Source organism: Marilutibacter penaei (genome assembly GCF_014145395.1).
Classification (GTDB): domain Bacteria; phylum Pseudomonadota; class Gammaproteobacteria; order Xanthomonadales; family Xanthomonadaceae; genus Marilutibacter; species Marilutibacter penaei.
In genome coordinates this window covers 303,578-318,908 of sequence record NZ_JACHTE010000001.1, presented here as the reverse complement: position 1 = coordinate 318,908, position 15,331 = coordinate 303,578, and the positions used below count along the sequence as shown (strand labels likewise).

Sequence of the window (15,331 nt, the reverse complement as noted above, 5' to 3'; positions counted from 1 at the left end):
AGGCGCGGGGACACGCGTGTTAACCTCGCCGCAATGGCTACCCGAACCGTCCACGCCGCCCTCGCCTGCGCGATCGCCGCGCTGGCTGCGGCCGCCGCACCGCCGGCCCTCGCACAGGCGACCGAGGTCGCTCCCGCCACCCCGAAACCCGCCACCAGCGTGGCGCCGACCCCGGGCACGCCGGCCTTGCCGGACGCGCACGAACGGCTGCCGCTGGACCAGGCCCGGGCGAAGTTCATCCGCGACACCGCGGCGGAATACGGCGTCGACAGCGCCCATATCGCCTCGGTGCTGGCGCAGGCCGAGAAGCGCGACAGCATCATCAACGCGATGTCGCGCCCCGCCGAAGCCAAGCCGTGGAGCGAGTACCGGCCGATCTTCATCAGCCAGGCCCGCATCGACGGTGGCCAGGCGTTCCTCGCGCAGCATCGCGACGCGCTGGCGAAGGTCGAGGCGCAGTACGGCGTGCCCGCCGAGGTCATCGTCTCGATCATTGGCGTGGAGACCAGCTACGGGCGCAATACCGGCAGCTATCCCGTGCTGGATGCCCTGTACACGCTGGCGTTCTTCTATCCACGCACCGGTGACCCGGCCAAGGCCGAGCGCGAGGACCGCCGCGAGACGTTCTTCCGCGGCGAGCTCGCCCAGTTGTTCGCGCTGGAGAAGGAGACCGGCCTCGACATCACGCAGCTGAAGGGCAGCTATGCCGGCGCGATGGGCTGGGGCCAGTTCATGCCGTCCAGCTATCGCGAATACGCGGTGGACGGCAATGGCGACGGCAAACGCGACCTGTTCAACAGCACCGCCGACGTGTTCGCCTCGATCGCCAACTATTTCGTCGAGAAGGGCGGATGGGTGCGCGGCGGTCCGGTCACGGTGCGTGCGACACGCGATCCGGGCACGCCCGATTTCGAACCCGAGGGCCTTGAGCCGGTCTACAGCCAGGCCGACCTGGCGGGACACGGTTACCGGCCGGCCACGCCGGTCGATCCGGCCGAGCACGCGGTGCCGCTGAATCTCGATGGCGTTGGCGGCAAGGAGTACTGGCTGGGCTTCCGCAACTTCTACGCGATCACCCGTTACAACATCTCCAAGCACTACGCGATGGCCGTCTACCAGCTGTCCGAAGCGATCGCCGGTCGGGAGAACCCGCTGGCATCGCGCGGAGCGGTGGAGACGCCCGGGGCATGAGGCAGGCGCTGGCGGCCGCGATGGTGCTCGGCCTGGCCGCCTGTGCCGGCGCGCCGACCCGCCCCGAGCCGCAGTCGACCGGGACCGCCGCTGCGCCGCCGCCGCGCGCCACCAGTGGCCGCCGGGTCTCCCCCTACGCACCCGCGCAGGAAGACCCGAACACCCGGGGCCACTACACCGCGGGTGGCCTGTACCGGCCCGGGGTGGCGGACAGCACGCCCGACTACGTGCCGGACGTCGATGCGATACCCGAACCCGAAGTGGTCGACCTGCCGCGCTCGGCCGTGGGCAACCGTCCCACCTACACGGTGCTGGGAAAGCAGTACCAGGTGCTCGACGACCACGACGGATTCGTCGAACAGGGCCTGGCCTCCTACTACGGGCAGAAGTTCCACGGCCGGCGGACCTCCAACATGGAGGTCTACGACATGTATGCCTTCACCGCCGCGCACAAGAACCTGCCACTGCCCAGCTTCGCGCGGGTGACCAACCTCGAGAACGGCAGGTCGGTGGTGGTGCGGGTCAACGACCGCGGCCCGTTCCACGAGGGCAGGGTGATCGACCTGAGCTACGCTGCCGCGGTGAAGCTGGATGTCGTCCGCCGCGGGACCGCACGGGTCGAAGTGCGCGCGCTGAGGCCCGGTGAGGAGGACGATGCGCCGGTGCTGGCGCAGGCCGCGTCACCGCCGCCCGCCGCTGCACCGAGTGCGATGGACCGGCTGGTGGCCAGCATCCCCGCCGACACCGTGGCCTCGCCCGCCGCCTCCGTTGCCGCGACGGGCGCACCGTCGGTCCAGCGCTTCGAGATGCGCGCGGGGCAACAGACCATGAGTGCCGATGAGTTCGACGCGTGGATGAAGGCACGCGACCTGCGGGTCGCGACGGGCCGGCCAGCGACGACGACCGCTTCGGCCACCACGATCGCCACCACAACCCCGCCTGCGGTGACCCCGCCCGCGGTGACGGCAGCAGCGCTACCGACGGCCGCCCCCAGGGTCGCCGGCACGCCCGCCGGTGTCACCCTGCAGGTCGCCAGTTTTTCCGCCCGCGACAATGCCGACCGTGCGCTGGGCCTCCTCCGCCAGGCCGGCATCGATGGCGCGCAGGTGCTCGATGGCCAGTCCAACGGCCGTCCGGTCTGGCGCCTGAGGGTGGGGCCCCTGGCCGAGGCCGCGGTGTCGGAACTCTCGGCCCGCCTGGTCGGTCTCGGCTTCGGACCGCCGCAGACCGTGCGCGAGTAAGCGCGCCGACGCAATCCACCTTTCCTTCCATTGACTGACAGAGGCCGTTTCCCGGCCCGCCCGGAGCACGCTGTACCGATGAAGATTCCCGCCACCGCCAAGGCCGTCGCGCTCGCCACCCTCACCACCGTCGCCATCGGCCTGGCCTTCGCTCAGACCCCGCAGCCGCAGCCCGCGCAGCCGGCCCCCGCCCCGGCGCAGGCCCCTGCCAGCGACGCCATGCCGGTGCCGCCCGCGCCGGAGATCACCGGCACGGCCTGGGTGCTGATGGATGCGGCGAGCGGCAACGTCCTGGCCGGCCACAACATCGACCAGCCGGTCGAGCCGGCCAGCATCACCAAGGTAATGACCAGCTATGTCATCGCCGCGGAGATGGCGGGTGGCAAGGTCGCCGAGACCGACCAGGTGATGATGACCGAGAACGCCTGGCGCAAGGGCGGCGCCGGCACCGACGGCAGCTATTCGGGCTTCGAGGTCAACCAGACGGCACCGTTGCTCGAGATGGAAAAGGGCATGGTCGTGCAGTCGGGCAACGACGCCGCGATCGCCCTGGCCGAACATGTCGCCGGCACCGAGGCGGCGTTCGCCACGCTGATGAACACCTATGCGCAGCGCATCGGCATGAAGAACTCGAACTTCATGAATGCGACCGGCCTGCCGGACGAGGGCCACGTCACCACCGCCCGCGACCTGGCGCTGCTCGGCCGCGCCCTGATCCACGACCATCCCAAGGCCTACTCCTACAACTCGATCAAGGAGTACACCGTCGGTCCGATCACCCAGCCCAACCGCAACCTGCTGCTGTGGCGCGACGACAGCGTCGATGGCATCAAGACCGGGCACACGTCGGCGGCGGGCTATTGCCTGATGGCCTCGGCGATGCGCGGCGACCAGCGCCTGATCTCGGTGGTCATGGGTTCGACTTCGGAGGCCAAGCGCGCCAGCGACAGCCAGGCGCTGCTGAACTGGGGCTTCCGTTTCTACGAAACCCACAAGCTCTATGACGTCGGCCAGGTCGTGGCCAGCCAGCGCACCTGGAAGGGCAAGGCCGAGGAGGTCCAGCTGGGCGTCGCCGAGCCCTTGCTGGTCACCGTGCCGCGCGGCCGCTACGAGCAGCTCAAGCCGATGATGGACGTGCCCAGCAGCCTCGTCGCCCCGATCGAGAAGGGCCAGGCCATCGGCACGGTCAAGGTGATGCTGGACGACAAGGTCATCGCCCAGCGCCCGCTGGTGGCGGTGGAGGCGGTCGAGCAGGCCGGCTTCTTCAAGCGCCTGTGGGACGAGTTCTGGATGTGGTGGGGTGAGTAGATGGAGATCAAGTCCGACAACCCCGATCACGGCTTCCAGTTCCCGGGCCATTTCGAGCTCAGCGCGATGGGTGCGGCGACCGCCGGCCTGGAACGCGAATTGCCGCGGCTGCTGATGGACGCGGGGATCGACGTCGAGAGCGAGTCGGTCCAGTGGAAGCATTCCTCGAACGGCAAGTACGTGTCGGTGCGGATCCGCTTCCGGGCGGAGAGCCGCGAGCAGTACGACCGGGCGCACCAGGTGCTGCGCGACCACCCCGAGGTGAAGTGGACGCTGTGACCTGCCGGACGGCGCAGCCGGTCGACGGGAGCGCCCCCTCGACGGTGCCGCCCGCGCGCCTGCGCGACCTCGGCCGCCAGCCCTACGAACCGGTGTGGCGGGCCATGCAGGCCTTCACCGACGCCCGCGACGAAACGACGTCCGACGAGCTGTGGCTGGTCGAGCACGATCCCGTCTTCACCCTCGGCCAGGCCGGCAAGCCCGAGCACGTCCTGATGCCGGGCGACATCCCGGTGATCAACGTCGACCGCGGCGGCCAGGTGACCTACCACGGCCCCGGCCAGATCGTGCTGTATCCGCTGCTGGACCTGCGCCGGCTGAAGATCGGCGTGAAGGACTACGTCTGCCGGGTCGAGCAGGCCATGATCGACACCCTGGCCGACTGGAACATCGGCGCCGCACGTCGCGAGGGCGCCCCGGGCGTCTATGTCGGCGATGCCAAGATCGGCGCGCTGGGCATCCGGGTTCGCCATGGCTGCACCTTCCACGGCCTGGCCTTCAACATCGCGATGGACCTCGCGCCGTTCCAGCGCATCAATCCCTGCGGCTACGCGGGGTTGCAGGTGACCTCGATGGTAGACTTGGGCGGCCCATCCGGACCGGATGCGGTCAAGCCGGTGCTTATCGGGCACTTGGCCCGCCTGTTCGGACTGACCGTCGTAGCCGCTCCCGCGCCGGCCCTGCCGGCCGCCTGACCCGCCCCTCGCTCCGCACGCCCCGCCATGACCGATTCCAAGACCATCCCGCTCGCGGTCGTGAGCGGCGACAGCCCCGCCCCGGCCACGCTCGAAGTCGGCCGGAAGCAGGTCGCGGGCGACAAGATCGCGCGTTCCCCGGTGCAGTTCGCCGACGTGCCGGTGCTGCGCAAGCCCTCCTGGATCCGCGTGCGCATCCCGTCCGGTAACGCCGTGCAGAAGCTCAAGGAGAAGCTGCGCGAAAACCGCCTGGTGACGGTGTGCGAGGAAGCCAGCTGCCCAAACATCCACGAATGCTTCGGCCATGGCACCGCCACCTTCATGATCCTGGGCGAGGTCTGCACGCGGCGCTGTTCATTCTGCGACGTCGCGCATGGCCGGCCGAAGCCGCCGGATGCCGGCGAGCCGGCGAAGCTCGCCGGGACCGTCGCCGACATGGGCCTGCGCTACGTGGTGGTGACCAGCGTCGACCGCGACGACCTGCGCGACGGCGGTGCGCAGCACTTCGTCGACTGCATCGCCGCGATCCGCGAGAAGACCCCGTCGACGAAGATCGAAGTGCTGACGCCCGATTTCCGTGGCCGCGGCCGCATGGAGCGCGCGCTGGAGATTCTCGCGACGAACCCGCCCGACGTGTTCAACCACAACATCGAGACGGTACCGGACCTGTACCGCAACGTCCGCCCGGGCGCCGATTACCAGTGGTCGCTGACCCTGCTGCAGAAGTTCAAGGCGCAGCACCCGGAGGTGACCACCAAGTCCGGGATCATGCTCGGGCTGGGCGAGACGATGGAGCAGGTGCAGGCGACCCTGCGCGACCTGCGCGCCCACGACGTCGACATGGTCACCATCGGCCAGTACCTGCAGCCCAGCCCGCACCACCACCCGGTGATGCGCTACTGGACGCCGGAGGAGTTCAAGGCGCTGGAGGAATTCGGCCTGGCCCTGGGCTTCAGCCATGTCGCCTCCGGCCCGCTGGTGCGCTCGTCCTACCACGCCGACCGTTCCGCGATGGAGGCGGGTGTCGCGGCCTGAACGGGCCTTGGTCCGCCACGTCGAGGCCTTCACCTGGCTGTCCGTGGCGGGTGGGATGATGCCTGGGAGTTGACCCCGAGCCGGCCTGCGTTCCGTTTGCCTTCCTGCCCTTGCCTTGCTGCCATTGGCCCATCCGTCAGCTGAACCGGACGTCGGTGCAATGCACCGTTCCGGCGCTACACGGATGACAGCCGATGCAACTTTAGGCACTGTGAAACGGTCGCAGCCCGTATCAGGCTGATCCCTGCCCCCACGAAGATCAGGCCGGCAACGGCCGCCGAAGTGTCCGCGATGACTGCCAAGAACACCCTGCTGATTGCCCTGCTCCTCAGTGCCCCGCTGGCCGGCTCGGCCTGGGCGGATGACGCCACCGCGGTCGCGCCCACCGGCGACGCCGTGCCGGGCAGCGCCACCCGCGACCAGGTCACCGCGGCGCGGCACGTCTCCACCCTGCTGTCGGACAGCCGTTATGCCTATCGTCCGAAAGCGTTGGACGATGCGCTGTCCGCCGACATGTACGACCGTTACCTCGAGGCGCTCGACGGCGGCAAGCAGTTCTTCACCGCCGAGGACATCGCGCGTTTCGATGCCTGGAAACTCCGCCTGGACGATGCCCTGAAGAGCGGCGAGCTGGATCCCGCGTACGCGATCTTCGCCACCTACCGCAAGCGGGTGAACGAGCGCGTGGCCTTTGCCCGCGCGCTGCTTGGCAAGGACGTGTTCGACTTCACCGGCGACGACCGGTACGAATACGACCGCGAGGACGCGCCCTGGGCGGCCAGCAGCGCCGAGCTCGACCGCCTGTGGACCCAGTCCGTCCGCAACGACTGGCTGCGCCTGAGGATGGCCGGCAAGGAGGCCGACGACATCCGCGATACGCTGGACAAGCGCTACGAGAACCTGTCCCAGGGCATCGCCGAGCTGAAGGGCGAGGACGTCTTCCAGACCTTCCTCAACAGCTACACCAATGCGATCGACCCGCATACCGACTATCTGACCCCGCGCTCGGCCGACAACTTCAACCTGTCGATGTCCCTGTCGCTGGAAGGCATCGGCGCGGTCCTGCAGAAGCAGGACGACGTGGTCGCGATCCGCGAGATCGTGGCGGGCGGCCCGGCCGGCAAGTCGGGCGTACTCGAACCCGGCGACCGCATCGTCGGCGTCGGCCAGGGCGAGAGTGGCGCCATGGAGGACGTGGTCGGTTGGCGCATCGACGACGTGGTCTCCAAGATCCGCGGCAAGAAGGGCAGCAAGGTGCGCCTGGACGTGATCCCGGTCGAGATGGGCCTGGACACCGCGCCGCGCCGCGTGGTGCTGGTACGCGACCGCGTGCGCCTCGAGGACCAGGCCGCGAAGTCGAAGGTCATCCAGATTCCCGCGCTGGAGGGCGCGCCGGCGCAGCGCATCGGCGTGATCGAACTGCCGGGCTTCTACCAGGACTTCGAGGGCCGCCGCCGCAATGCCGACGACTATGCCTCGGCGACGCGCGACGTGGCGCGGCTGCTGACGGAACTGCGCGGCGACGGCGTCGACGGCGTGGTGCTGGACCTGCGCAACAACGGCGGAGGTTCGCTCAACGAAGCGATCGAACTGACCGGCCTGTTCATCGACCGCGGTCCGGTCGTGCAGGTCCGGGAGTCCGGCGGCCGCGTGACGGTCAACGGCGACGAGGACAGCGGCATCGCCTGGGAGGGCCCGCTGGCGGTCCTGATCAACCGGGGCTCGGCGTCGGCGTCGGAGATCTTCGCAGGTGCGATCCAGGATTACGGCCGTGGCCTGGTGATCGGCGAGACCACCTTCGGCAAGGGCACCGTGCAGAACCTGTTCGACCTCGACCGGTGGCCGGCCAACGAGGAGCCCCGCTTCGGGCAGGTCAAGCTGACCATTGCGCAGTTCTTCCGGGTCAGCGGCAGTTCGACCCAGAACAGGGGCGTGGTGCCCGACATCGCGTTCCCGGCCTCCGTCGATGCCAGCGAGTTCGGTGAAAGCACCTACGACAACGCGTTGCCGTGGACCAAGATCGCCGCGGTGCCGCACGTGCGCTACGGCAACTTCCAGCCGCTGCTGCCCAAGCTCGAGACGCTGCACGAGGCCCGTATCGCCACCGACCGGGAGTTCCAGTGGTGGTCCGAGGACGTGGCCCAGTACCGGGCCGAGAGCGAGAAGACTTCGGTGTCCTTGAACGAGGCCGAGCGGCGCGCCGAGCGCGACCGTGACGTCGCCAAGCGCAAGGCCCGGCAGGAGGAGCGCAAGGCGCTGGGCCTCGACCTCGATCCGCTGGCCGACGTGACCGATGACGGCCTGTCCGCGAACGAACGTGACATCGTGGTCGACACCGAACGTGAGAAGCTGGCCGAAGACCGTCCCGATCCGCTGCTGCGCGAGTCCGCGGCGATCCTGGCCGACGCGATCCGCCTGCTCGGCGATGACAAGCAGCTGTCCGCGCAGGTACTGCCGACGGCCAACCAGCCGGGGCACTGGGCGGACTGAGCCTGGCCCTGCCGGGCCCGTTCGGGGGCGGCGAACATCGACGCGACATGAAAAAGGGGACGGTATGGCCGTCCCCTTTTTCATGTCGCGCATGCTGGCTTCCAGGTGGACTTCCGTGGCGGTCGCCATGCGTGACACGCCGTGAATACGTGCATGTAGGCTTTTACGAAACATCCATGTTTCGGAAAGTCACGCATGGCGACCGCCACGGGCGTCCGGATACGGCCTCGGCCTAGTGGATGGTCAGGCTTCGCCGGCTGCCCCCGGCTGGCTCGCGGGATCCGGCGGAAGCGTGATCCCTGGGCATGTCCCGGAAGCGGCCACGTCGTCGAACCATTGTCCGATGGGCTGCGCCAGCCAGTCGAAGCGCATGGCGACCGTCATGTGGTTCTCCAGTGGAAGCGCCAGAAGCTGGGCGTTCGGTGCCGCGTCTGCGATCCGGGCTGAACTGCCGGGGGGAACGGTTTCGTCCAGTTCGCCATGGATCAGCAACAGACAGCGGTCAGTCGTGCCCGCGGCGGCAGCGGTGTCGATGGACGCCAGTTCCACACCAAGCCGCTGTCCGGCTTCGTCGATCGCGCGCTGGATATCCGCCTCGCCGTAGCGTGCGCGCATGAACCAGGGTGTGGAACGGGCGGTCAGTGCGCGCGAAGTGAAGCGCTCGACCGCGGTGGCGGCATTGTCGAAAGGCGCGATGGCCACCACCGCGACCGGCGCATCGGAATCAGGACCGCCCGCCTGCGCGGCGGTGAAGATCGCGGTTGCTGCGCCATAGGAAATGCCGAAGAGGTAAAGCGGCCCTTCCACCAGCCCGGCTTCACGCCACTCGGGGAGCAGTTGGAGGAGGTCCTGGGCCTCCTTGGGTCCGAACCCGGGCGGCGCGTCGTCGGAGCCGCCATGGTGGCGAAGGTCCGGGAGGAGGCCCCGATAGCCCTGGCGGGCGAGCGCCATGGCCCAGGGAAGCACCATCGACGCATCCCCGCCCCAACCGTGCAGGTAGAGGACGGTGCCCCGTGTCGGCGGACTCGATCCGTCGGGCGGCATTCGGACGTTCCAGCGCAGGCCGTATCGTTCCGGGCTTCGGCGGAATTCCGCTTGGGTGTCGTATTCGAAGGGGGGAAGCGCGAGGTAGTGGATGCGGACGCCGTCGGGCGTCGTCGTCACCCCCTCGCTGACACCCACTGCCGCCAACGTATGTTCCCCAGTGAATCGGAGCGTGGTTTGACGAGGCGGTGTGACCATCCGCTCGGCCAGCGACATGCAGCCGCTGGCCGATAGAACGATGGCACACGCCAGCCCCAGGGTATGTGAGGCGGCCCGCCAACGAACGTTGTGCGCTGTCACGCCGAGCGCAATGCCTCGGTCACCGGCAGCCGGGCGGCGCGGAGGGACGGGAACAGGCCGCCGACGAGGCCGATGCCCAGCGCCCACTTCAGGCCGTTCCACAGCAGCTCCGGCGATACCGAGAACTTGAACATGACCTGGCTGAAGTTGCTGCCCAGCGTCGACACGCTGTAGTTGTTGAACAGCAGCCAGGCGACGAGGCCACCAAGCAGGCCGCCGAGCAGGGCGAGCAGCATCGTCTCCAGCATCACCGCCACCACCACCGGCAGGCCGCGGAAGCCGATTGCACGCATCGTGGCGATCTCGCGCGCGCGACCCGCGACCGCGGCATACATGGTATTGAGCGCGCCGAACACTGCGCCGAAGGCCATGATCCCGCCGATCACCTTGCCCAGTACGTCGATCAGCGTGGTCAGGCCCTCGGACTGCTTGCTGTAATAGTCCTTCGTACTGAGCACATCGAGCTTGAGTTGCGGATCGGCGGCGATGCCGGCCTTGAAGGTCGCCAGTGCGTCGGCACCGGTCAGGCGCACGGTGACGGACTGGTAGCTGCCGCGCTGGTAGGTGGTCGCCACGGTCTCCGCATCGGCCCACAGTTCGGAATCATGCGAGTCGCCAGAGGCGAACACGCCGACCACGGTCCAGTCCTGGTTGGCCAGTTCGATCGTGTTGCCGACGTCGAGGCCCACGTACTGCGACCGTGCGCCCTGGCCCACCACCAGCTCGCGCTTGCCGCTCTCGAAGCGGCGTCCCTCGACCAGTTCCACCTGCGGACGCACCGCCCAGCCCGCCTCGCCGACACCACGCATCTGCGCGTTCGCATCGGTGCCGTCGCCGCGCGTCACCAGGCTCACCACCTGCGACAGTTCCGGCGACACCAGCGGCCGGCCTTCGCGATCGCGGGCGATGCCGTCGAGGTTGGCGATCAGCGGCACCTGTTCGCGGCTGATGTTCGAGTTGGTCTCGGCCTGCGAGCCGCCGCGCAGCACGATGGCGGCATCGTCCCGGCCGGTCTGGTTCAGCGTCTTCTGGAAGCCGGCGCCCATCGCCAGCATCGCCACCAATACGCCGACGACCCCCGCGATGCCGATCACGATCACCGACGAGGCCCCCCAGCGTTGCGGCAGGCTGGCGATGCCGATCTTCGTCGCCTCGCGCGCCAGCCGGCCGCTGCGGGTGAAGGCCAGCCAGAGGCCGATCAGTACCGCCAGCGCCAGCACACCCCACCAGGGCAGCACGATCCACACGGCGAGGCCGGCGAGCAGCGCCAGCACCACGCCGATGTTGCCCAGCCATTTCTTGATCCGGTTCATGGTCATGTCCTCGTAGTGGGGTCAGCGGCCGGCCAGCGCGTCGACGATGTTCAGGCGCTTCGCGCGCAGGGCCGGCAGCAGGCCGACCAGCACGCCGATCAGCACCATCAGGCCGAGGCCGGTGAGCCAGGTGGAGGTCTGCAGGGTCGGCAGCTGCACGATGCCGCCGCTGGCCGCGCTGATGCCCGGCATCAGGAGCGCCGATACCAGCAGGCCGAGCCCACCGCCGATGAACAACAGCAACAGCGCCTCGCACAGCACCAGCCACAGCACGCTGCGGTCGCTGAAGCCGATGGTCTTCAGCACGGCCAGCTCCGGGATGCGCTCGCGCACCGCCTGCGCCATCGTGTTGCCGGTCAACAACAGCAGGGTGAAGAAGACGGCGCCCATGATCGCGCTGACGATCAGGCCGATGTCGGCGAACTGCTTGATGAAGGCCTGGTTGAAGGCCTGCTCGGTCTGGGTCTTGGTCTCGTGGTCCGAGTTCTCGCTGAGTGCGTCGATGGCCTGCGCGACCTGGTCGGACTTCGACGGGTCGTCCAGCTGGACCATCCACCAGCCGACGCGGTCCTTGACGTAGTCGTTGGCTTCGTTGAAGTAGTCCCAGCGGAAGTACAGTGCGTTCTCCTCGCCCTTGCGCTTGACCTCCTTCAGGCGATAGGTACCCACCAGCTTGAACTGCCAGTCGTTGCTGCCCTGCGTGGGGAAGATCGTCGCCTGCAGCGGGATCATGTCGCCGACCTTCCAACCATGGCGCTCGGCCAGCGACTCGCCGACCACCGCGCCGTTGCGGGTGCTTTCGAAGGCCTTGAGGTGCGCGGGACTGATCTCGTACTCCGGGTACATCTCGAAGAAGCCGTCGCCGACCGACATGTTCGGGAAGAAGTTGCGCTGGTCCTGGTAGATGCCGCCGAACCATGCGCCGCGAACGGCCAGGTTGACGCCGGGCACGCCTTCGATCTGAGACTCCAGCCGCGCCGGCAACATCTGGGTGATCGACAGCCTCGAGGCGACGACCATGCGGTCGTAACCGGCCACCGCGCCACCGGCGTTGAAGGCCACGCGCACGGAATCGAGCATGCCGAACAGCAGGAACGCGACCGCGATCGACAGCAGGGTCAGGACGGTGCGCAGCTTGCTGCGGAACAGCGCCGCCCAGATCAGGTGGAGATACTTCATGGCAGTCCTCCTCGGGATCCGTCAGGCGACGTTCCGGACCTGCTCGACCAGGGTGCCCTTGTCGAGGTGCAGGCTGTGGGTGGCGTATTCGGCGGCCTTCGGGTCGTGGGTGACCATCACGATGGTCTTGCCGTGCTCGCGATTGAGCAGCTGCAACAGGCCGAGGATCTCCTCGGCGGACTGCCGGTCGAGGTCGCCGGTCGGTTCATCGCAGATCAGCAGGCGCGGGTCGGAGACGATCGCCCGTGCGATCGCCACGCGCTGCTGCTGGCCGCCCGACAGCTCGTTGGGCTTGTGCTTGCCCCGGTCCGCCAGGCCGACCAGCTGCAACGCGATCTCGGCGCGGCGCTTGCGGTCGGCGGCACTGAGCCGGGTGAGCAGCAGTGGCAGCTCGACGTTCTTCTGCGCGGTCAGCGTCGGCATCAGGTTGTAGAACTGGAACACGTAGCCGACGTTCTGGCTGCGCCAGTTCGACAGCTGGCCGCCGCTCATGCGGTCGATGCGCTCGCCCTCGACCTCGATCTCGCCGCCGCTGGGCGAGTCCAGCCCGCCGATCAGGTTGAGCAGGGTGGTCTTGCCCGAGCCGGACGGCCCCATCAGCGACACGAAGTCGCCGTCCGGGATCTCCAGGTCGATGCCATGCAGCACCTCGACCTTCTCCGGGCCGCGCTGGTACGTCTTGGTCAGGTTGCGGATCGAAACCAGTGCCGTCATTGCCCTTGCCTCGCTTGCATGGGGCCTTGGCCCCGGTGGATGGTGGCGGGCCCCGACCGGGGCACCGCCTGCTGGCGACGAACGCGCGGGTGCGCTTTCGACGCCGGCCTCAGTTGTCCGTGTCTTCGACGACATTCACCTTCGCGCCGTCGGCCAGCGTGTCGGGCGGCGAGAGCACCACCCGGTCGCCGGCGGACAGGCCACCGGTGACCTCCAGGTCGTCGCCGAGCGTGCGGCCGACCTGCACCGCGCGCTGGCGGGCGGTGTCGTCGCTGACCACGAAGGCGACCTGCAGGCCCTCGCGCTCGACCACGCTGTCGCCGGGCACCAGCACGCCGATCGGCGCTGCGTCGGCCTGCTCCGGTTGAACCTGCTCGAGGAAGCTCACGCGCGCGCCCATGTCCGGGACGATGCGCGGATCCTTCTCCTTGAAGCCGATGCGCACCTTGACCGTCGCCTTGCCGCGGTCGGCGGCCGGGATGATCGCGATGACGTCGGCGGGGATTTTCCAGTCCGGGTAGGCATTGAGGGTGACCTCGACCGGCATGCCCGGCTGCACGCGGCCGATGAAGGCTTCGTTGACGTCGACTTCAACCTCGAGCGAGTCCATGTCGACGATGGTGCCGATGCCGGTGCGGGTGTAACCGCCGCCGGCCGACAGCGGCGAGATGATCTCGCCGGGTTGCGCGGCCTTGGCGATCACCACGCCGCCGAACGGCGCGCGGACGATGGTGTTGTCCACGCCGATGTCGGCGATGTCCACCTGCTCGGATGCCACGGTCGCGTTGCGTCGCGCGGTCAACAGTTGCGCCCTGAGCGCATCGCGCTGCGCGATGGCCTGGTCGTGCTGCGCCTTCGACACGAGCTGCTGGCCGGCCAGCGCGGTGAGGCGCTGCGCGTTCGACTCGGCTTCGGTCAGCTGCGCCTGGATGCTGCTGATCTGGCTGCGTGCCGCCTCCAGCTGCGAGCGGGCCAGGGCCTGCTGCGCGTCGGCGTCGACCGGGTCCAGGCGGGCCATGACATCGCCCGCCTCGACGCGCTGGCCTTCCTCGATCAGCACTTCGCGCACGCGGCCGGTCACCTTGGCCGACACCGTGGCGATGCGACGGGCCACGACGTAGCCGCTCGCATCCAGTACCGAGGTCGCGCGGCTGCCACCCGCGCCGCCGATGGCGACCGCCGGCGTCGTACGCACTTCGGTCGCGGCCTCGCGTCCGAACAGCCACCAGCCGGCGATCGCGGCGACCAGCACCACGGCGATGACGGCGAGGGTGACCCACAGGCCGCGCCGCGATTCCGGAGGTGGCGGCGACGTGCGGTCGATGCGGAGTTCCTTGAGGAGGTCGGCGGATGCGTTCATGGATTCCTGGGACGTAAAAGACGAGGGGATGTGACCGGCCCCGCCGCGATGGCAGGCAGGATCGCGCGGTGGACGGGAGGGCGCCAAGTGACAGCTGTCATGCGATCGCCGTGGCGATGCTCAGCCGCCTGCTTCGCGCCCGGGTATCTCGGCACGGAAGGCCTCGATCGCGCCGCGGTCCTGCAGCGTCACGAAGACGGTCCTGCCGTCTTCACCGCCGAACGCGACGTTCGTGGGCTTCTCGCCCTTCAGCGCCACTTCGTGCAGGACCTCGCCGCTGGGCGACACGATCGCGACCACCCCTGCGCCGTAGCGCGCGATGTACAGGTTGCCGTCGACGTCGCAGCGCATCCCGTCGAGGCCGTGGTCGTCGAAGCGGACCAGTTCGCGCTTGTTGCCGACGTCGCCGTTCGTATCGATGTCGTACACCCACACGCGGCGCTGCACGCTCTCGTTGACATACAGCCGGCGCCCGTCGGGGCTGACTTCGATGCCGTTGGTGGTGCCCATGCCGGACTCGAGCAGTTGCTCGCTGCCGTCGGGCATGACCCGCCAGAGCTGGCCGCTGTCCGTCGACCAGTCTGGGTCGCTGGCGTAGAAGATGCCATTCGGCGCGCGCGCGAGATCGTTCGGCTGGTGCGCGCCGGGCATCGCCGCGAAGGGGATCACGTCGCGCGTGGCGGGATCCACCCGCAGCAGGTGGTGGCCGGCATAGTCGGCGACGAACATGAAGCCGTGGTCGTCGAAGCGGATGCCGTTGCCGGTACTGCCTGCGGGTAGTTCGACGAACAGGGCCGGGGTGCCGCGCCCATCCGGGCCGATCTCGACCCGGCCGATGGTGCCCTCGCGCTCGAAGTTGACCGCGTACAGCGCGCCATCCGGACCCACCGCGGGGCCTTCGATACCGCTCGTGAAGCGGCCGTCTCCGACCACGTCCCAGGCGGTGAATGCAGCAGGTATCGGCGCGGGGGGCGTGCCTGCACAGGCACTGGCGGCCACCAGGACCGCGGTGGCCAGTGCGGCCGGGCGGCACGAGACGAAGCATCCTGCAGGGCGAAACGACATGGCCGATCCTGTGCGTGCGATGTTCTGATTGTGACCTCGGTCGCGGGCCGGGCCAAGTCGGGGCGGGATGACAGCTGTCATGCGCGACGCCTGTCAGCCGCCACTGCCGGCGGCCAC

Annotated in this window: 13 protein-coding genes; 7 read left to right on the top strand and 6 right to left on the bottom strand. The window is 68.9% G+C overall.

All coding sequences use genetic code 11. From position 1 onward, the window contains the following. The first annotated feature begins 33 nt into the window (after positions 1 to 33). From mltB to H4F99_RS01355, 7 genes are all read left to right on the top strand, one after another. Positions 34 to 1,191, top strand: coding sequence for a lytic murein transglycosylase B (gene mltB / locus H4F99_RS01385; protein ID WP_182667916.1), 1,158 nt, complete (start codon positions 34 to 36; stop codon positions 1,189 to 1,191). Beyond that, the gene (locus tag H4F99_RS01380; RefSeq protein ID WP_182667915.1) at positions 1,188 to 2,432 is read left to right on the top strand and encodes a septal ring lytic transglycosylase RlpA family protein; all 1,245 of its coding nucleotides are present in this window, start codon (positions 1,188 to 1,190) and stop codon (positions 2,430 to 2,432) included. Before mltB ends, H4F99_RS01380 begins: the two co-directional genes overlap by 4 nt. A 78-nt stretch (positions 2,433 to 2,510) precedes the next feature. Beyond that, positions 2,511 to 3,740 (top strand): D-alanyl-D-alanine carboxypeptidase family protein, encoded by a 1,230-nt coding sequence (locus H4F99_RS01375; protein ID WP_182667914.1) that lies wholly within the window; start codon positions 2,511 to 2,513, stop codon positions 3,738 to 3,740. Beyond that, positions 3,741 to 4,019 (top strand): DUF493 family protein, encoded by a 279-nt coding sequence (locus H4F99_RS01370; RefSeq protein WP_182667913.1) that lies wholly within the window; start codon positions 3,741 to 3,743, stop codon positions 4,017 to 4,019. It abuts the gene before it with no gap. Continuing rightward, complete coding sequence (gene lipB, locus H4F99_RS01365; RefSeq protein ID WP_425487980.1) at positions 4,007 to 4,714, top strand: lipoyl(octanoyl) transferase LipB; 708 nt, start codon at positions 4,007 to 4,009, stop codon at positions 4,712 to 4,714. Before H4F99_RS01370 ends, lipB begins: the two co-directional genes overlap by 13 nt. Before the next feature lie 27 nt (positions 4,715 to 4,741). Next, positions 4,742 to 5,749, top strand: coding sequence for a lipoyl synthase (gene lipA / locus H4F99_RS01360; RefSeq protein ID WP_182667912.1), 1,008 nt, complete (start codon positions 4,742 to 4,744; stop codon positions 5,747 to 5,749). A 291-nt stretch (positions 5,750 to 6,040) separates the two neighbouring features. Then, a complete protein-coding gene (locus H4F99_RS01355; protein ID WP_182667911.1) occupies positions 6,041 to 8,239 on the top strand; it encodes a carboxy terminal-processing peptidase in 2,199 nt (732 codons plus the stop codon). Between the two features lie 243 nt (positions 8,240 to 8,482). Here the strand turns inward: H4F99_RS01355 and H4F99_RS01350 are convergent, their stop codons facing one another. The 6 genes from H4F99_RS01350 to H4F99_RS01325 all read right to left on the bottom strand — a co-directional run bounded on the left by H4F99_RS01350 (position 8,483) and on the right by H4F99_RS01325 (position 15,214). Continuing rightward, positions 8,483 to 9,499, bottom strand: a complete 1,017-nt coding sequence (locus H4F99_RS01350) for an alpha/beta hydrolase family protein (RefSeq protein WP_182667910.1) — start codon at positions 9,497 to 9,499, stop codon at positions 8,483 to 8,485. 80 nt (positions 9,500 to 9,579) lie between these two features. After that, the gene (locus tag H4F99_RS01345; protein WP_425487979.1) at positions 9,580 to 10,896 is read right to left on the bottom strand and encodes an ABC transporter permease; all 1,317 of its coding nucleotides are present in this window, start codon (positions 10,894 to 10,896) and stop codon (positions 9,580 to 9,582) included. A gap of 21 nt (positions 10,897 to 10,917) precedes the next feature. Further along, positions 10,918 to 12,075 (bottom strand): ABC transporter permease, encoded by a 1,158-nt coding sequence (locus H4F99_RS01340; protein WP_182667908.1) that lies wholly within the window; start codon positions 12,073 to 12,075, stop codon positions 10,918 to 10,920. Between the two features lie 21 nt (positions 12,076 to 12,096). Continuing rightward, the gene (locus H4F99_RS01335; RefSeq protein WP_182667907.1) at positions 12,097 to 12,789 is read right to left on the bottom strand and encodes an ABC transporter ATP-binding protein; all 693 of its coding nucleotides are present in this window, start codon (positions 12,787 to 12,789) and stop codon (positions 12,097 to 12,099) included. 109 nt (positions 12,790 to 12,898) lie between these two features. Then, positions 12,899 to 14,149: an efflux RND transporter periplasmic adaptor subunit gene (locus H4F99_RS01330; protein WP_182667906.1), complete on the bottom strand. Its 1,251-nt coding sequence runs from the start codon at positions 14,147 to 14,149 to the stop codon at positions 12,899 to 12,901. 120 nt (positions 14,150 to 14,269) lie between these two features. Continuing rightward, on the bottom strand, positions 14,270 to 15,214 hold the full coding sequence (locus H4F99_RS01325) for an SMP-30/gluconolactonase/LRE family protein (protein ID WP_182667905.1): 945 nt from the start codon (positions 15,212 to 15,214) through the stop codon (positions 14,270 to 14,272). Positions 15,215 to 15,331 lie beyond the last annotated feature (117 nt).